The sequence below is a fragment of the uncultured Flavobacterium sp. genome (assembly GCF_951805225.1).
Taxonomy (GTDB): Bacteria; Bacteroidota; Bacteroidia; order Flavobacteriales; family Flavobacteriaceae; genus Flavobacterium.
Genome location: NZ_OX638201.1, coordinates 2,735,538 through 2,753,190 on the forward strand (window position 1 = coordinate 2,735,538; position 17,653 = coordinate 2,753,190).

The following is a 17,653-nucleotide window of genomic DNA, read 5'->3' on the forward strand; positions in this document are numbered from 1 at the left end:
GGATATAATTAATTTTAACGCATAGAAACATAAATTTTGGGGCTTGAAAAAAAGGCGTTTCACTTATTTAAAATAGACATAGCTAGCTATGTGAAAGAAATGTATTTCTTTTTGCATTCTTTTTAGCTAAAAAAATCTATGTTTCTATGTGTTAAATATATTTTTTTGAATTACATCAACTGATTCTAAAACATAATTTTATAACGCTTTGAACCAATCCTGAAGTCTTCCAAATTGTTCTGCAAAAAAGGATTCGTTTTCTTCTTTCTCCTCTTTTGTATTGGCCAAAACATGCTCATAATAAGTTCCTTTCAATACTTTTCGCAATATACCTTCGCCTGGGAAAGATTGATAATCATTGAGTGATTGTACGGCTTTAAGCAAATGACGAATATCATATTGCAAAGGATTGATATCCGGAACTTGTTTATTTAAATTTAATAATCCGTAAACCGCCAATCTTGCTGTACGAACAGAACTTTCCATTGTGAAAACAATATCATTATTAGTTTCTACGAATTGACCAACCAATCCTAAATTTGTACAACCCTCTGGAATAACTCTTGGACGGTCACCTTTTGCTCTAGGCATAAACATCGACGTGATATAAGGCATAAATGAGCTTCGTACAATCGTATTTTCGACCACATTATCTAACTGATCGATGATTCCTAAGTGATAACATAATTCCGCTAAAAGCTCATTTCCTGTACATTGTGGCATTGTCTTTTTAATATAATTTCCTTCTTTATCCATAAACAAAGCATAAACCCAAATCACAAGAATATCGTCTGGCTGAGTAGGAAAATGTGGCTGACGGTTGCAAGTAAAACTCATTAACCAATTAGAATCTGTAATCGTTATGATTCCGCCTGTAACGGTTTTCCCAGAATAGGGATCATTTACAGACAATTCTTTTAACTTATCTATAAAAGCTGAAGGTTTGCAAGTAAGCGTTGCTGATTCCCAGGAAGATTTTTTAATGTCGCTGCAAAATTTCTCCGGTTTACCAAATACTTCGGATTTTGCAGCCAGATTTTTCCATAATTTCCAACCGTCGCTGTGACCACTTTGGCTTTTATTAATTTCTAAAATCGGTGCTTTATTATTATCTCCGTAAAAGGTATCTTCGGTCATTGAACTTGTCGTTACAATAACAAAATCGTCTTTTTCTATCGCAATTTCTACTTCTTTTCCGTCTTGGACCGTCATAATGCCTTTTACCAATTTCCCATCAGTATTAATAAGCATATCAAGATCTTTCACCAAAGTATTCAACTGAATACCAACGCCTTTGTCTACCAAAAACTTTCTTAGCGGCGTAACAAATGTGTCGTATTGATTGTATTTTGGAAAAACAAGACAAGAGAAATCTTTCATTCCGTCAATCGCGTGTAGAAAACGATGCATATAAAGTTTGCATTCTAATAAACTATGCCAGTTTTCGAAAGCAAACATCGTACGCCAAAAAGTCCAAAAATTGCTGCTTAAAAACGACTCGCTAAAATAATCCTGAATGGTTAAATCGTCAAGTTCTTCTTTTTTCTTCATTAAGAGTTTCACGATTGCTAATTGGTCTTTTTTATGCAAACCAAAAGTGCTGAAATCCTTAATTTCGCCTTTATTGTGAATTAATCTTGCTTTTGAAAAATTTGGATCGTTATCATTTATCAAACGATATTCATCTAAAACACTATAAGGTTCCGGAAGTTCAAGCGCTGGAATATCCTGAAAAATATCCCAAAGATTTTCATAAGTCATATCCATTTCGCGACCACCACGAATAATAAATCCTTGTTCAGCATTTCCTGCGCCATCCAATGAACCGCCATCAATGTGCGCCTGATCTAAGAAAATTATATTTTTTCCGGGAATTCTACCGTCTTTAATAAAATAATAAGCTGCAGCCATTCCGGCAATTCCGCTTCCAACAATATAGACTTTACTATTGTCGAATGACTTTGATGGAATTCCTTTATTGCGTTGATAATTTCCGATTTGATCCGAAAAAGGCATTGTTTTTTCCGGAGTATTAAGCTGAACTTCTTTGCTCGAATCTGGTTCATGCTCTACTTTTCCGTGTTGATAAGAAGTATTAAGAAATTTGTCGAATTGTGAATTTTTACTGCTCATAATTTATCATTTTTATACTTTGATACTAAAGATATTAAATTATTAAGCAAGACGTAAGATCTTAAATGTTAATAAATTACAAAAATAATCCCCATTCCAAAGGATTATACATTAAAAATAGATTTCATTAATGATGAAAATCAAGATTAAAAAAATGTGCCGCTAGGCACATCTCATTGGTAGAAAAAAACAATTGATTATAAATAATTTAGCGTGCCGTAGGTACGCAACAAAACGATTACCATTGCGTACCTACGGCACGCATGCGCATTCCTGGTTTAATTTTTACCGATATGATGTACCTAACGGCACATTTCAATCTTTGACTGTTACATTGATTTTTTTTACCAATGAGATGTACCTAAAGGCACATTTCTAAACACAACGTTACATTTATATTTTTTTCTACCAATGAGATGTGCCTAGCGGCACATTTCAATCTTTGTCGAGTATCTTGTGTGATTTCTCCTCCGTCGAAATTGTAAAAGTCACTTATTTCGGTAACGGATTTATCATTTCAATTGGTCTTTTTCCGTCAATACCTTGATGTGGTCTTTCATGGTTATAATAATATAAATATTGCAATAGCTCTTCTTTTAATTCTTCTTGAGAATCAAAATCCGTATCCCTTAATAAATCATCTTCGAGAGTTCTCCAGAAACGTTCAACCTTGCCATTTGTCTGTGGTCTGTAAGGTTTTGTGTACCTATGAGTAATTCCTAATTCCATCAGCATTCTCTCAAAAGGATGCTGATATTTTTGTTTACTTGTTTTGATTCCAAATTCAGGTCCATTATCAGACAATACTTCTTCAAATTTTATCTCATAATGATCACTCAGGATGTTTAAACATTTTAATGTGGCAAACATAACGGTTAAAGCGGTAATATCAGGAATCACTTCAGCCCAGGCAATCCGGCTGTAATCATCAATTACACAAACTAAATATCGTTTTTTACTTTCTCCTCTTATGATACTTTTACTTAAGTGATGACAATCAATATGCCCAAGTTCTCCCATTCTTTCCTTGATTATTTTTTGATGATTCTTTTTAATCTTCGGAGTTAATCTATTGATTTTATTACGTTTTAAAATATTATAAACTCCAGAATATGATGGTGTATGCTTTCCTAATTTGGGCCTTAAGATACTAACAATTTCATATTTGTTGTTTCCTTTTTCTCGTAATTCAATTACTTTCTGCTCTATAAAAGCTAGCGGTCTTCTGGTTTTATATCTGGGACCTCGTTTCTGAGGAAGCAGATCCAATGATTTCCCACTTTGCTTATATCGATTATAATACTTTAAAAAACTCTTGCGGCAAGTGTCATTTGCTGCATAAAAATCCATTACCTTTTTATACAAAGGATGAGTTTTATTTTTTACCTGCTCATATTCTTTTATTAAAAAACGATACTTCTCTAAATAGTTTCGTTCTAAAGTGGAATCCTGACTATTATTTCTCATCGTAACAAAATTTATTAAAGTTAAATTTTGTTACCGAAATATCTAACCTTTACAGAAATGACAAAAACTTTGGGACTTTGCGCGATAAATTTTCAGCCATAATTGTAAAATAAACTTACTGACATTGATTAAAATCTCAATGAAAAAACTTAAAAAATTCCCATACTTTCTGGTTTGATTGTAAAACCTAAACGTATCATACTTTTGTGTTCCTGATAATCAATCAAACTTTCGGTATAACCTACAAACCATTGCAATGTTAGATAATAATTTTCCTTTTTATAAGGTCTCCAATTTACTTGTGTCTGCAAAGATCCGTAATTAATAAGGCCGCTTCCTTTTCTAAAGAGAATATCTGCACTCCATCTTCCGGGTTGTATTTGATACGTTGCGCTTGCTTCTCCATATCCCACATATTTGGTTAATCCGGGATTATCTTCTTTATCAACAAGCGGAATCCAGCCTCTTAAGCCAACAACCCAACGTGGAGAAATCTGTGATTTTAAGGAAAACGCTAACATATTCCAGGTTCTGGAATAAATAGAATCTCTTCCGTTTGATTCGTGCTCGAGCGAAATTGTTCCGTAAGTTAGTCTTCCGCCTTTTAAGTAAAACGGACGAACGATGGCAACACCTGGATTAAAATTAATTTCAGAAAATGGTTTTGAACTTGCATAAATATCCCAAAAGGCTTTTTGAGTATACATTAAATAAGGAAAAAAACCTCCCCATAATGGCTTTGATTTTAATCGTAATTTAAAACTTACCTGATATTTTACATCGGCAGAATTTCTGGTAATGGGTTCATTTATTGGAACTCCTGTCAAGAAATAATTGTCTTTGTGAACCGAGAAACTTGGTTCTTTTAACAGCGAATCTGCTGCGCGAAAATTTTTCTTATCTTCTAAAAGTTGTGAATGTGATTGGATCGAAAATAAAACAAAAAAGACCAATAGATATTTGAAATGCATTTATAAAAGTTTAATTAAAATAACTTTTATAAAAATCTATTATTCTAAGGAATCCTATTGACGCAATAAAAACAAGGGTTAACTCAAAAAATCTGAATTTATTCTTTTTCGAAATAAAGATATTTCGTGCTATTACTTACGTCGCGCAATCTTACTTGGGAATTATTAAACTCAAACAATTTCCAACTATTATTATTCAATTTACTAAGTAATTCTGAACTAAAAGTTAGCTTTAAATCTCTAACTCCGTATTGCAAAGAAGTTTCCCATTGACCAGTTTCTGAAGTTCCGCCTTTGGTTGCAACCACAGATTTATCACTATTAAATACAAATGAATATCCGGCATAAGAAGAAGTTTTCTCAGAATCAGCAAAGAAATAAGGTATTGACCACGAACCGTTTGTAATTGTTGTAGCAAAATCAAGTGTTACAAGGTTGTTTTCCGGACAATAATCAATCGCATTTTTAATCGCATTTTCGAAATCTAAATTGCTCGTAATCGATTTTGTCTGATTATTGTAGTCTACTATCGAAATTGGATATTTTAATGAAATATACTGACTGCTGCTTAAATTTTGGATAAAATTAAAAAATGCTTCATCACTAATAATCGATACTGAACTACCAATTTGGTTTGCGCTGTTATAGATATTAATGGTTATTGGATAATTGATATTCAGACCATTTATTTTGGATAAAAGATCAGGAAGATGATTCCAATAATCGATCAAAGAATCAAAATCAGCTTCGTTAGGAATAAATTTTTCAATATAATTATAGTAAACCATTGTTACCGGAAAACTTATTTTTACAATATCATCATCATAATAATCTGCATTGATATTGTCAATTACTTTTTGATAATCTGCAGTTGTATTAATGGCAATTGTTTCGTTGTTAACCGTAACAGTATAAGGGAGTTTTATGGTACAATAAGAAGATCTGTCGATTACATTATCCTGCACCGTTTTTACCATTGCAACCCTTTGCAAATAGGTCGTAAGCGGAGAAGCATTCGTAACTGTTCCCTGCGGATTATAATTCTCCTCTACCATATCGCTTTGGCAAGACAATAAGAACAAGAAAGCTACTATTGATAAATATTTTTTTAAAGGGAACATAATTATGTTTTTACAAAGATAATAAAATTAAGAGAAATTGCTTTTTAATAAATTCGGCATCAAGGATTTCGATCGCTTCATCTGTACTAAATTATCAAAAGCCAATACCATTTTATTCTTCTATAAAACAATCATCTTTACTTTTACCCTACTTAAACTAAAAACAAATACTTTTGTTGGGTACAAATTGAAAATCCAAATGCCAAACAAACCCGAATCAAACACTTGTGATGAAATAGTCTTTTCGTCTTTTTTCAAAAGTCACGTAAAAGCACTTCGAAATTTTCTTTTATACAAATTCGGCAATAGTGATCAGGCAGAAGATCTTGCTCAGGAAGCATTTGTAAAACTGTGGCAAAACTGCGCTTCTGTACCACTCGAAAAAGCAAAATCATACATTTATACGATTGCAAATAATAGTAGTCTTAACGAAATCGCGCATCAGAAAGTTGTTTTGAGATATGAAAAAAACTTCAGCGGTTTAGACAAAACAAATGAAAATCCCGAATACCTTTTAGAAGAAAAACAATTTCAATCTAAACTATTAAAAGCTATTGAAAACCTCAACGAAAAACAACGTATCGCTTTTTTGATGCATCGAATTGACGGAAAGAAATACAGCGAAATCGCTTTGGAATTAGAAATTAGCGTAAAGGCAGTAGAAAAGCGCATTCATCTGGCTTTGTTAAGTCTGCGTAAAGAAATTGATTTATAAAAGTAGGGTAAAATAAGTTCCAATTGTTTTAATATATAATACTAGTACAATGAAAGAAAATCGATTATTAGCAAAATGGCTCAACAATGATTTGTCGGAAGACGAATTGGCCGAATTTAAAGCAAGTCCCGATTTTGAAAAATACCAAAAAATAAAGAATTATACAGAACATTTGGCGGTAGATGATTTTGACGAAAATGCCATGTTATCGAACATTCTTAAACAGAAAAAAGTGACTCCAAAAGTAGTTCCTTTATATAAAAAATGGATGTTTCGAGCGGCTGCAATATTTGTTTTGGCACTTGGAATTACGTTTGCAATGAAAGTTTATGTGCCTCATACAGAAAAAGCAGATTTTGGAGAAAAAACGACTTTTTCATTACCGGATAAATCTGAAGTAGTTCTGAATTCAGGTTCTGAAATTAATTATAAAAAATGGAACTGGGACAATAACAGAAGACTTGAATTAAAAGGTGAAGCTTATTTCAGAGTTTCAAAAGGCCGACGATTTGAAGTACAAACTGATCTTGGAAAAGTATCGGTTTTAGGAACTCAATTTAATGTTAAAGCCCGAAAAAACAGGTTTGATGTCGTATGTTATGAAGGACGCGTAAAGGTAAATTACGGAAACACCGAAATTTTATTAACGCACGGACAAGGTGTGAGTTTTGAAAACGGAAAACAAATAAAAATGACCATAACTTCATTGAAACCAGAATGGACAGAAAATCAAATATCTTTCTATAAAGAAAATATTAGAACGCTTCTGGATGAAGTTGAAAGGCAATATAATATTAAAATCGAATTGAAAACTAAAGACACAATCTCCTTATTTACAGGAAAATTACCAGCCAAAAACCTCGAAGTCGCCTTGCATATTATTGGTACAACTTATCATTTAGAGGCTAAAAAAGTCTCAGAAAATAAAATAATTTTTGACGAAAAATAAATGTTGGCCCCCAAACAATTTCATTTTTTGTTTTTTACATTTTTCCTTGTCCTGAATCTTTTTGCTCAGGACAAAGGAAAACTTGTGCCTTTTAAAAAAATCATAATTGACATTGAACGCCAACATCAGGTAACTTTTAATTATACCGAAGATTTAATTGCTAATCTTCAAATAAACCCTCCTAAAAAATCACTTTCGCTAGATCAAAAACTGCAATATCTTGCCAGAAATACCAATTTATCTTTCGAAAATATTGGAAACAAATTCATCAATATTTATAAAAAAGACGTTGAATCTAAAGTAATTTGCGGTTACGTTTTTTCTAGTTCAGATAAGAAACCTATTGAAAATGCTAATATTAGTTTGGCTAATAAAAATCAGGTTTCTACCAATTCCAGCGGTTATTTTGAATTTGAAGAACAAGATAAAAACAGCTTTTTGGTTAGTCACATCGGGTTTGTAACCAAAAGATTTATTGGAGATAATCCTGATCCAAAAAATTGTTTCCAAATATTATTAGATCCCGAAATCACACAACTTGAAGAAATTAAAACAACTGCAATTTTAGCTTCGGGAATTTCGAAGAATAATGATGGATCTTTCGAAATTAAACCGAAGAAATTTGGTATTCTTCCCGGACTTATCGAACCTGACGCTTTGCAAACTATGCAGCAAATTCCGGGCGTAAACAGTCTCGACGAAAGTGTATCGAGTATTAATGTTCGCGGCGGAACTCACGATCAGAATTTATTTTTATGGAACGGAATCCGAATGTTTCAAACGGGACATTTTTTTGGTTTAATATCTGTTTTCAATCCAAATTTGGCACATACTATTTCTATTTATAAAAACGGAAGTTCTGCCTTTTATGGCGAAAGCGTTTCTAGTGTTGTATCAATTTCTTCGACTCCGGAAACTACAGAAAAGAACTCTTTTAGCGCTGGAATAAATATGATTAATGCGGATGTTTATGGAAAATATAATCTTTCGAAAAAGAGTTATATCGAAATTTCGGCACGTAAATCTATTACTGATTTTGTAGAAACGCCTACGTATAAAGAATATTTCAATAAAGTATTTCAAAACACTACAATCACTGATTTTTCGGAAAAGCAAAATGTAGATTATCGAAGTGACAAAAAATTTGGTTTCTACGATGCGACGCTTAAATATGCTCAAAAAATTGGAAGCAAAGATCAATTAATTCTGGATTTAATTACGATTAAAGATAATCTGGAAGTTTTTCAAAGTGCGACAGTTTATGATATGAATAAATCCGAAAACAATGTTTTACGCCAGCAAAATTATGGTGGAAATTTGTCCTGGATAAGAAACTGGAACAACTTTAATACAACTAAAATTAATGTTTACAATTCCTCTTATGAACTTTTGGCAAACCAAAAAACTACGATGGGAGATCAAATTGTAATTCAGGAAAATACGGTAAATAATAACGGCCTTAATCTGGAAAACAATCATATTATTAATTCTAAAATTACTTTGAACGATGGATATCAATTTAACGAATTAGGCATTTCTAACTTGGAGGAAGTTACAAATCCTGATTTCTATCGTAAAGTAAAAGATGTTTTAAGAACTCACGCTTTAATTTTGGAAGGAAAATACAACGATACACTTTCAAGAACTTATTTTAAAGTTGGAACCCGAATAAATTATATCGAAAAATTTAAAAAATTCATTGTAGAACCGCGAGTTCAATTTAGTTATGGCATTAGTAAAAGCATGAATTTAGAATTTCTTGGCGAAATGAAAAGTCAAAATTCACAGCAAATCATTGATTTGCAAAAGGATTATTTTGGTATTGAAAAAAGACGTTGGATTATCTCAAACAACAACACAATTCCTATTCAAAGAAGTAAACAATTGTCTATAAATTTATTTTACAAAAAGAATGACTGGCTTCTTGATATAGAGAATTTTTATAAAAAAGTAACCGGAATTACTACTTCAAGTCAGGGTTTTCAGAATCAGTTAGAGTTTGTTAGAACAACTGGCGATTATGAAATTTGGGGCGCCGAAATGCTTGTTCAAAAAAGAATGAACCACTTTCTAACGTGGTTGAGTTATACGTACAATCATAATAATTATCATTTTCCTGATTACGAAATTCCTGTTTTCCCAAATAACTTCGAGTTAATGCACAGCGTTTCATGGGCGGGAATTTATGAGAAAAATAATTTCAAAATCGCTTTGGGAACAAAATGGACTTCTGGTCGTCCAAAAACTTCTCCGGATATTTCTCAAATTGATCTTACAAATCCTGTTTTGATTTACAACAGACCAAACAATACGAATTTGCATATCTTTTCGCAGGTTAATGTTTCTTCGACTTATAAGTGGGAAACTGATAACGGAATTCAGTACAAATTAGGAATATCAATCCTGAATATCCTTAACAGGAAAAATGAAATTAGCGAATATTATAGAATGACTACTCTAACAAATTCTATAGAAGAAGTTGAAACTTTTGCATTGCAAAGAACTCCAAATGTGAGTTTTAGAGTTTCTCTGTAATACTATTTCTACAAGGTTTTCACAAATTCCTACATCTTTTTAAATTTTTTTTCAGAAAATATCATTTTTTTGGTAGGGTAATCTACTACAAGCCTGTTTTATTATTGAATCCCATCAAAACAATAAAAATGGCTCTCTTAAAAAAATTGATATTTTCTTCTTATGACAGTTCGTAACCTAATATTAGGAGAACGAAATCCTCATTAAAATAGATACAACTTTTGATATCTAATCAAACAATAAAAGACTTTACGAATTCTGTAAAGTATGTTTTTTCCCTTTCTATAAAATTAATCTAATCAAAAAGACAATGAAATTAAATCAAATTAAACTCGTTTTGGCTGCACTTATAGCAACTACATTTTTTGCTGGTTGCAGTAGTGATAACAGCAATGATAATAGTACTCCTACTCCACCGGTTTTAAAAACAGAAGTTAATCTTTCTACGAGTGCTACTTTGGGTTCTTATCTAACGGATAAAAGCGGAAGATCTTTATATTTCTTCGGAACTGATGCAAACGGACAGGTTTCTTGTACTGGAGGTTGTGAAGCTTTATGGCCAGCTTTTGTAGTAGATAATTTGACTGCAGATAAATTAGGCGCAGGATTAACATTGGCAGATTTTAGTACTGTAACCACTGCATCAGGCAAAAAACAAGTAACTTATAAAGGTTGGCCATTGTATTATTATGCGCCAGTTTCTGCAGGTGATGCATACGGCAACGCAGGTAAAAACGTACCTGAAGTTGCAGGTCAAACAACTGGAGACGGAGTTGGCGGTATTTGGTTTATCGCAAAACCAGATTATTCGATTATGCTTGTAAGAAGCCAGCTTAAAGGTCATGACGGTAAAAATTACAAATCAGATTATACGGTTGGAGATGGCGTAACTACTTATTTTACTGACGCTAAAGGTTTGACTTTGTATACTTTTAAAAATGATAATTTCAAGAAAAACAATTTTACAAAATCAGACTTTTCAAACAATGGAGTTTGGCCAATATATGAAACTGATAAAATTGTAGTTCCTTCAGTTCTTGACAAAGCTAAATTTAGTATTATCACTGTATTTGGTAAATCTCAAATAGCTTACAATGGTTGGCCTTTGTACTATTTTGGACAAGATGCAAGCGTAAGAGGTTCAAATAAAGGAATCAGTTTTCCTGCTCCGGCTGTTTGGCCTGTACCGGTAAAAGATTCGCCATTAGCAATCTAAAATTATCGATCTCTTTATAAAATAGTAAAGCAAATTTCAGATTAGTTCAATGCTTTATTGAGCTAATTTGAAATTTCAATAATCTTAGAATTCTATTCTGACAGGATTTTAAAGAATCTTGTTTTCCCCTTTTAGTTTATTACAAATAACAATTCTTTGGTAGCTCAATTTCTACCAAGGCTGTTAGACTATTGTCTATTACCAAATGAAAAAATATGAAAAGAAAAAAAATAGCATTTGTAATTGCGGCCATATTGATACTGGCTTCGGCGGGCATTTATTTCTATTACGGCGTTCTCTTTAAAGAAGCCCGAAATATAGAATCTGAAATGCCGGATTTCAGCATATCGGCAAAAAAATTACTTGAAGATTATGATGCCGATCCCAAAAAAGCTGACGCATTATACCTAAACAAAACTATTGAAATAACAGGCCAAGTAACCAAACAAACGGATTCTGAAATCATACTTGAAATGAATGTTTTTTGTCTGTTTACTCAAAAAGTTAAACCAGCACTTTTAAATAATAAAGTAACGGTAAAAGGCAAATGCATTGGTTACGACGAACTGTTTCAAGAGGTTAAAATAGACCAATGCACCATTAATAAACAAACCAATTAATCGATTTATGAAAAATTTTCTAGTTACAATCTGCCTTTTTTTAGTCACGATGTCCTATTCGCAAGATGATTTATTAAAAAGTCTTGATTCTACTCAAGTAGTAGACACGTATTCTACCGCAACTTTCAAAGCTTTACAGCTGGTAACATTACAGACCACAAAAATGGCTGGAAAAAAAGAATTCTACTTTGTGGTTTCTCACCGTTTTGGAAGCGTTAAAGATGGTTTTGACAGTTTCTTTGGTCTTGATAATGCAACTACAAAACTGGGCGGTATTTATGGCGTTACAGATTGGTTGTCTGTTAGTCTTTCGAGACATACACTAAACAAGATGTATGAAACCGGATTAAAATACAGAATGGCAAGACAAAGCGATAATTTCCCGGTTGACATTGTTGGTTACAGCGTTGCAGATATTAATACGTTTTTAGAAAAAGAACAATATCCGCGCTTAGAATTTAAAGATCGTATGACTTATGTGCAACAATTACTGATTTCCAGAAAAATAGGTCAAAAACTTTCCTTAGAATTAGTGCCTTCATTTGTACACAAAAACCTTTACAATCCAGATATCGAAAGAGACAATCAGTTTTCTTTTGGAGGAGGCGGACGTTATAAAATCACCAAAAGATTGTCTGTTAATTTAGAATACATGCACAATTTTGACAAACCTGAATTTTACAAAAATCCACTTTCTGTAGGTCTTGATGTCGAAACTGGCGGACACGTATTTCAGTTAATCTTTACCAATTCGCAATCCATGAGTGAGAGCGGATATCTTACCAATGCTTCCGGAAATTGGGGCAAAGGAGATTTCTTTTTCGGTTTTAACCTCTACCGAGTATTTTAATAACTACATATAAATAGAAAATCATGAAAAAAACACTAGCACTTACAATTTTACTGGCAGCTTTTGCAAGCTGTAGTGATTCTGATACTTACCAGGATATTGAAAAACCAATAGATTCAGGAAATCCGCCAACAAATCCTACTGGTCCTACTAATCCAACAACTCCAACAGCGCTTACTTATAATAAAGATGTAAAATCTATTATTGATGCAAATTGTGTGAGCTGTCATCAAAATGGAAGATCTGCAGGTTTTAGACCTTTAACCACTTTTGCCGAAGTTAAAGTAGCGGTTGAAAGCGCTGGTTTATTGACTAGAATTCAGTTGCAAAATGGCCAGCAAGGTATTATGCCTCAAGGCGGAAGAATGTCTCAGACCAATATTGACGCAATCGTAAAATGGAATACTGACGGACTAAAAGAAAATTAATTATTATGAAAAAATCATTTCTAAATTTATTTGTACTACTGCTTATTATTGTGGCAAATACAGATGGATTTGCTCAAAAACTGATCACAAAAACAGGAAGTATAAAATTTCAGGCTTCAACGCCAAATAATGAAGAAGTTGCTGCCGAAAACAAAAGTGTATCTGCAGTTTTGGACCAATCAACGGGAGATTTTGCTGCATTGGTTCTTATAAAAGGTTTTCGTTTTAAGGTTGCTTTAATGGAAGAACATTTCAATGAAAATTATATGGAATCTGAGAAGTTTTCAAAAGCAACTTTAAAAGGTAAAATAGACGATTTTGATATTTCGAAAATTACAAACACGGCTAAAAATTTTACTTTAAAAGGAGATCTTACGATTCACGGAAAAACAAAACCTGTTACCGTAATTGTAAAAATTTCAAAGGCTGCCAACGGAGTAATTGCCGTTGGTTCATTTGAAGTAAAACCGGAAGATTATGATATCGAAATACCAAATCTTGTCAGAAAAAAAATTGCTAATAAGATAAAAATCAGTTACAACTTTCTACTAACCAATTGATCGCCCTTAATAAAATAAAATATTTAGATAATAGATGTCACCCACTGCATATTAGCTGAATACTTTATTTTGATTTTGGAAGATCAGCAAACATGACTAATGTTATGAGGTCAGTTTCATACTTAGCTGACCTCTTTTTTTTAATCTTAACTACACTTAAAATGATCTGCAAAAATTATGTTGTTTCCGGCGAAGATGTAAATGATTTTATGGTTATGGAAGATGCTGCATACATCTCTTATACACTTCGATTATTATATCATTTTCTATTTAATAATGGTTTTTCAAGAGAAAAACTCAATACTTTGCATCTTGGATTGCAAGAAGGAAATCATGCATTAGTCTGCCATAAAAATCTAATGTTTACCGAACCTTTTTTTGTAGAAATGAAATATTGTTATGTAGAAGATAAAATAAATATTAAAAGCTGTTTTTTCAATTCAAAAAACGAATGTTGTGCCGAAGTTGTTAAAGAAGTAGAATGGTTTGACTCTATTCGCAGAGAAGTTATTGCTGCGCCAAAACAGATTTTGAAGCATTTTAAAGTGAATAATACATTGCAAACCAATTATTTTCAGCAAATATAAATCTTGTAAAAAATAATTTTACAGTAAATTAGGGCAGGTCTTTTTTAAATTCTGCTAACATTTCTTCTCTGGTTTGTTTTTTCGTTAAACCGCTTTTTTCTCCCTTATCTATTTTAGCCCTCACAAACTCATAGTATTCTTCTTGTGAACGCGCTTGTTTAATCAAATAATTAATAGCTTCGCTTTTACTATTAAACTCTTCTGTATCAACCTGATTTTTTAACCACTCTTCATTAGGTGCAGTTAATGATATACTTTGTCGTGGCATAACAATAATTTTTAGTTGGTGTAAATTTACACCAACTTTTTAAAATGAAGATATATTTTAGGAATTATTAAACATAATTCCATTTTTCTTAAACTGAAGTTTTTGAAGAAAATGAAAAAACGGAAAGCCACTTGATATGAGTGAGTTTTGTCATATAAAAGTAGTCTCATTCTAATAATTTAGCATAAAAAACAAAATAGGATTATTTGTATTTTTTTTAGTTTTTATTGTGTTCGATTTAACAGTAAGTAAGACAATTTAGACATATTTTCGTCAAAAATTTAAGCTTATAACAAAACATTACTGCATTTTTCGGCTCTTTAAATTCTAACCAATACGATATAAATATTGATTTTTACTATACTTCTTAGCATCGCAATTTTTCAGGGAATAGTTCTGGGTTTAATAATTTTAAAATCGCCATTATTTTATAGCATTGCAAACAAATACTTGTCTTATGCAATATTTACACTCTCGTTGCTTATTCTAAATCTTGTACTCGAAAGATTAGAATTATATGAGCCTTTACCCGTTTTACGTTTTATCGATGACATCGAATGGATGTTTGTTTTCCCCGTTTTTATTTTTCTATTTATCGTACATCAGGTAAATCATCCGATAAAGAATTCAAAAAAAAATCTACTGCTTTTTATTCCATTTTTTTATTCGACCATTACAAATGTATTTTATGATTGTGATGTTGTAGCGCATATTTTTAAAATTCCGAATTCACTAAAAACTACATTGGAATTTTTAGGTAACTATGATCTTTACATCATTATGATATTCCTGCCGTTTATGGCAATATATACGTATCGATTTATCAAATTTTCGAAAGACAAACAAGAAAAGAAATGGATCACATTTTTATGGTCACAGACATTTATAGTATCACTTTCGTGGTTATTAGCCGTTTTAGTATTCTTGTTTTTCGAATATGACATTTCTCGTTTTATGGTTATTCTGGCGCTGCTTTCGACGCTTTTAATTCATCTTACCTCCTTTTATGGCATCTTTAAATATAGACTTGCGAGCGATCAGGAAGGAATAGCTGCTTTACTAAATAAAAAAATTCCCGCTTTCGCTGAAGATTTATCAGAAGATATTATCCTTAAAAAGGAAAGCGAAGTAACCAATTTAGAATTTCTCACAAAAGAAAATCCTTATTTCAAAAAGCTGGAAACACTTTGCGAAGTACATCAAATTTACAGAGATCATACTTTAAACCGCGAAAAAGTTGCAGAACAATTAGGCATAAGTTCCGGTTATGTTTCTCAAGTTGTAAATGCAATTACGGGAGATAATTTTGCAAATTACATCAACAACTATCGTGTCGAAGCGGTTAAAAAAATGATTCTGGATTCGGAATACGAAAAGTACAGTCTTCTCGCAATTGGTTTGGAATCTGGTTTTACTTCGAAAACTACATTTCATAATGCATTCAAAAAAGCAACCGGAATGACTCCAAATACCTATCGGAATACCAATAAATAAGTACGGATTTGTTTAGTTTTAAGGTATTGAACCCTTGACTGATTTAGCTTCCCATACTTTTGACCATGATAATCAACTTAATCATCTCAATTGTATATGAAATTAAATCGAATCCTTTTTACTACCGCAATTTTGTCTGCGGTAGCTGTTCAATCACAAACTACTCCAAAAAAGAACCAACTGGAATTTTCGGTAGGAAATGATTTTGGCTTTTTAAAAAATCTCGAATTTGCTCCGGTAAAAATGTACGAATATGAAGGTTTAGTTTATAAATTAGGCTACACCAGAACCAGTAAAAATCAAAACCTATTTGAAGTTAAACTGGATTATCTCAAAGCCGAATTAAAAACAGATGTATTATCCAATTTAAACACAGATTATTCTAAAGTTGGAGTCGGTTTTTCGTATCTAAAACAAGTTTATAATAAAAATCAGTTTGCTGTTCATGTAGGACTTCAATCGCAAACCAATACTTCTACTTATCTTAATGGAGATTATTCTCCGTTTCATGATGAGAATTATTTTACTTTTCATCAGGAATTTGGTATCAAAGGTCGATTTAGTTATCAAATAGATGAAAAACAATATTTAGTATCAAAACTAACTCTTCCTATAATTTTATTAAGAGCTAATAATGCCGATGGTAAATTTCATACTCTGGACAGTTATCAAAGTGTTGTATGGGATTTAGAATACGGTTACAAACTTTCTAATCATTTTGATGTAAAGGCGGCATACAACTTCAATTATTCACGACTTCAAGTATCGAGCGCATATAGAGAATTGCAACATCAACTAAATCTTGGTATTAACTATAAATTTTAATTATGAAACTTATCAAAGCTACAGCTTACACTTTTACTTTTACATTGATTCTTTTATTGATCTCTTGCGCTGATACATTAATTGGCGATGATGGCAAGTTAGACGAAGATATTTACCTGAATTACAAAACAAAAACCACATTAGAATTGCCTTTTGATGGTGAATGGTATATCGTTGCAGGAGGAAAAACTTTAGAACAAAATCATCATTTTGCACCTCATCGTCATCAAAGATATGCGCTGGATATTGTTCAGGTAATAAATGGAAAAGGATTTTCAGGAGACGGAACCAAAAATGAAGATTATTATTGTTTCGGAAAACGTTTAAATGCGCCCGGAGACGGAAAAATCGTTGCCGTTGTAAATAATGTCGAAGACAATGTCCCAGGAGTTCTTAACACAAAACAAGTTTGGGGAAACTATATTATAATTGATCATTTAAATGGAGAGTTTTCGTGTATGGTTCATTTCAAAAAAGGTACTATAATAGTAAAGGAAGGAGATACTGTAATCAGAGGTCAAATGGTTGGTCAGGTTGGAAATAGTGGTAATTCTTACGGACCACACCTTCATTATCATTTACAAACAACATCATATCTTTGGAATGCCGTTGGACTTCCTATGCAATTCTCGAACTATTATGCTGATACTGTTTTTAAAGAAAGAGGAGAACCTGTTACTGGTCAAAGAATTAAGAAAGAGTAGAGAAAAAGAAGAAAGAGTAAAGAAGAAAGATGAAAAATATCAGATGAAAGATGTCAGAAATCTAACTATGAAATTTTAAATCTCTAATTCATTAAAAATATTAATCACACACATCCAATTCAAAACAAGCATTCGGTTTTGGCTTAAATCAGTTAAATTCCAGTCCCCGAATTTAAATCATAATGATTTTCTTTAAATTTACTTTATAGG

The 17,653-nt window shown here is 32.1% G+C and carries 17 protein-coding genes; 12 read left to right on the top strand and 5 right to left on the bottom strand.

The window, feature by feature from the left end; translation table 11 throughout:
• Positions 1-198 precede the first annotated feature (198 nt).
• From WN975_RS10825 to WN975_RS10840, 4 genes are all read right to left on the bottom strand, one after another.
• The gene (locus tag WN975_RS10825) at positions 199-2,133 is read right to left on the bottom strand and encodes an oleate hydratase (protein WP_337966540.1); all 1,935 of its coding nucleotides are present in this window, start codon (positions 2,131-2,133) and stop codon (positions 199-201) included.
• A gap of 492 nt (positions 2,134-2,625) precedes the next feature.
• Positions 2,626-3,600: an integrase core domain-containing protein gene (locus WN975_RS10830; RefSeq protein WP_337964803.1), complete on the bottom strand. Its 975-nt coding sequence runs from the start codon at positions 3,598-3,600 to the stop codon at positions 2,626-2,628.
• Positions 3,601-3,749: 149 nt separating this feature from the next.
• Entirely contained in the window at positions 3,750-4,571 is an 822-nt protein-coding gene (locus WN975_RS10835; RefSeq protein WP_337966541.1) for a phospholipase A, read from the bottom strand.
• Positions 4,572-4,669: 98 nt separating this feature from the next.
• Positions 4,670-5,692 (bottom strand): hypothetical protein, encoded by a 1,023-nt coding sequence (locus WN975_RS10840; protein WP_337966542.1) that lies wholly within the window; start codon positions 5,690-5,692, stop codon positions 4,670-4,672.
• 199 nt (positions 5,693-5,891) lie between these two features.
• Between WN975_RS10840 and WN975_RS10845 the strand changes: the two genes are divergently transcribed.
• The 9 genes from WN975_RS10845 (at position 5,892) to WN975_RS10885 (ending at position 14,152) form a co-directional block, all read left to right on the top strand.
• A complete protein-coding gene (locus WN975_RS10845) occupies positions 5,892-6,407 on the top strand; it encodes a sigma-70 family RNA polymerase sigma factor (RefSeq protein ID WP_337966543.1) in 516 nt (171 codons plus the stop codon).
• A gap of 49 nt (positions 6,408-6,456) precedes the next feature.
• Positions 6,457-7,356 (top strand): FecR family protein, encoded by a 900-nt coding sequence (locus WN975_RS10850; RefSeq protein WP_337966544.1) that lies wholly within the window; start codon positions 6,457-6,459, stop codon positions 7,354-7,356.
• Between the two features lie 27 nt (positions 7,357-7,383).
• Complete coding sequence (locus WN975_RS10855; protein WP_337966545.1) at positions 7,384-9,891, top strand: TonB-dependent receptor; 2,508 nt, start codon at positions 7,384-7,386, stop codon at positions 9,889-9,891.
• Between the two features lie 310 nt (positions 9,892-10,201).
• Complete coding sequence (locus WN975_RS10860) at positions 10,202-11,107, top strand: hypothetical protein (protein ID WP_337966546.1); 906 nt, start codon at positions 10,202-10,204, stop codon at positions 11,105-11,107.
• 215 nt (positions 11,108-11,322) lie between these two features.
• Positions 11,323-11,727 carry a hypothetical protein gene (locus tag WN975_RS10865; protein WP_337966547.1) on the top strand — a complete coding sequence of 135 codons (405 nt, stop codon included), beginning with the start codon at positions 11,323-11,325 and terminating at the stop codon, positions 11,725-11,727.
• A gap of 7 nt (positions 11,728-11,734) precedes the next feature.
• Positions 11,735-12,577, top strand: coding sequence for a DUF5777 family beta-barrel protein (locus WN975_RS10870; RefSeq protein ID WP_337966548.1), 843 nt, complete (start codon positions 11,735-11,737; stop codon positions 12,575-12,577).
• Positions 12,578-12,600: 23 nt separating this feature from the next.
• Positions 12,601-13,005, top strand: a complete 405-nt coding sequence (locus tag WN975_RS10875; protein WP_337966549.1) for a cytochrome c — start codon at positions 12,601-12,603, stop codon at positions 13,003-13,005.
• Positions 13,006-13,010: 5 nt separating this feature from the next.
• The gene (locus WN975_RS10880; RefSeq protein WP_337966550.1) at positions 13,011-13,565 is read left to right on the top strand and encodes a YceI family protein; all 555 of its coding nucleotides are present in this window, start codon (positions 13,011-13,013) and stop codon (positions 13,563-13,565) included.
• 161 nt (positions 13,566-13,726) lie between these two features.
• The gene (locus WN975_RS10885; RefSeq protein ID WP_337966551.1) at positions 13,727-14,152 is read left to right on the top strand and encodes a hypothetical protein; all 426 of its coding nucleotides are present in this window, start codon (positions 13,727-13,729) and stop codon (positions 14,150-14,152) included.
• A gap of 28 nt (positions 14,153-14,180) precedes the next feature.
• On the opposite strand, the gene WN975_RS10890 is transcribed toward WN975_RS10885, so the two are convergent.
• Positions 14,181-14,420 (bottom strand): CopG family transcriptional regulator, encoded by a 240-nt coding sequence (locus WN975_RS10890; protein ID WP_337966552.1) that lies wholly within the window; start codon positions 14,418-14,420, stop codon positions 14,181-14,183.
• 348 nt (positions 14,421-14,768) lie between these two features.
• Between WN975_RS10890 and WN975_RS10895 the strand changes: the two genes are divergently transcribed.
• From WN975_RS10895 to WN975_RS10905, 3 genes are all read left to right on the top strand, one after another.
• A complete protein-coding gene (locus WN975_RS10895) occupies positions 14,769-15,914 on the top strand; it encodes an AraC family transcriptional regulator (protein ID WP_337966553.1) in 1,146 nt (381 codons plus the stop codon).
• 96 nt (positions 15,915-16,010) lie between these two features.
• Positions 16,011-16,739: a hypothetical protein gene (locus tag WN975_RS10900; protein WP_337966554.1), complete on the top strand. Its 729-nt coding sequence runs from the start codon at positions 16,011-16,013 to the stop codon at positions 16,737-16,739.
• 2 nt (positions 16,740-16,741) lie between these two features.
• A complete protein-coding gene (locus WN975_RS10905; protein WP_337966555.1) occupies positions 16,742-17,443 on the top strand; it encodes a M23 family metallopeptidase in 702 nt (233 codons plus the stop codon).
• The last annotated feature ends 210 nt before the right edge of the window (positions 17,444-17,653 follow it).

What these genes read in the sequence shown, in the direction of transcription:
- WN975_RS10875 (WP_337966549.1), top strand. Translation starts at nt 12,601, where the DNA reads ATGAAAAAAACACTAGCACTTACAATTTTACTGGCAGCTTTTGCAAGC.
- WN975_RS10900 (WP_337966554.1), top strand. Translation starts at nt 16,011, where the DNA reads ATGAAATTAAATCGAATCCTTTTTACTACCGCAATTTTGTCTGCGGTA.
- WN975_RS10850 (WP_337966544.1), top strand. Translation starts at nt 6,457, where the DNA reads ATGAAAGAAAATCGATTATTAGCAAAATGGCTCAACAATGATTTGTCG.
- WN975_RS10905 (WP_337966555.1), top strand. Translation starts at nt 16,742, where the DNA reads ATGAAACTTATCAAAGCTACAGCTTACACTTTTACTTTTACATTGATT.
- WN975_RS10865 (WP_337966547.1), top strand. Translation starts at nt 11,323, where the DNA reads ATGAAAAGAAAAAAAATAGCATTTGTAATTGCGGCCATATTGATACTG.
- WN975_RS10885 (WP_337966551.1), top strand. Translation starts at nt 13,727, where the DNA reads ATGATCTGCAAAAATTATGTTGTTTCCGGCGAAGATGTAAATGATTTT.
- WN975_RS10890 (WP_337966552.1), bottom strand. Translation starts at nt 14,420, where the DNA reads ATGCCACGACAAAGTATATCATTAACTGCACCTAATGAAGAGTGGTTA.
- WN975_RS10870 (WP_337966548.1), top strand. Translation starts at nt 11,735, where the DNA reads ATGAAAAATTTTCTAGTTACAATCTGCCTTTTTTTAGTCACGATGTCC.
- WN975_RS10860 (WP_337966546.1), top strand. Translation starts at nt 10,202, where the DNA reads ATGAAATTAAATCAAATTAAACTCGTTTTGGCTGCACTTATAGCAACT.
- WN975_RS10845 (WP_337966543.1), top strand. Translation starts at nt 5,892, where the DNA reads ATGCCAAACAAACCCGAATCAAACACTTGTGATGAAATAGTCTTTTCG.
- WN975_RS10830 (WP_337964803.1), bottom strand. Translation starts at nt 3,600, where the DNA reads ATGAGAAATAATAGTCAGGATTCCACTTTAGAACGAAACTATTTAGAG.
- WN975_RS10835 (WP_337966541.1), bottom strand. Translation starts at nt 4,571, where the DNA reads ATGCATTTCAAATATCTATTGGTCTTTTTTGTTTTATTTTCGATCCAA.
- WN975_RS10825 (WP_337966540.1), bottom strand. Translation starts at nt 2,133, where the DNA reads ATGAGCAGTAAAAATTCACAATTCGACAAATTTCTTAATACTTCTTAT.
- WN975_RS10840 (WP_337966542.1), bottom strand. Translation starts at nt 5,692, where the DNA reads ATGTTCCCTTTAAAAAAATATTTATCAATAGTAGCTTTCTTGTTCTTA.
- WN975_RS10880 (WP_337966550.1), top strand. Translation starts at nt 13,011, where the DNA reads ATGAAAAAATCATTTCTAAATTTATTTGTACTACTGCTTATTATTGTG.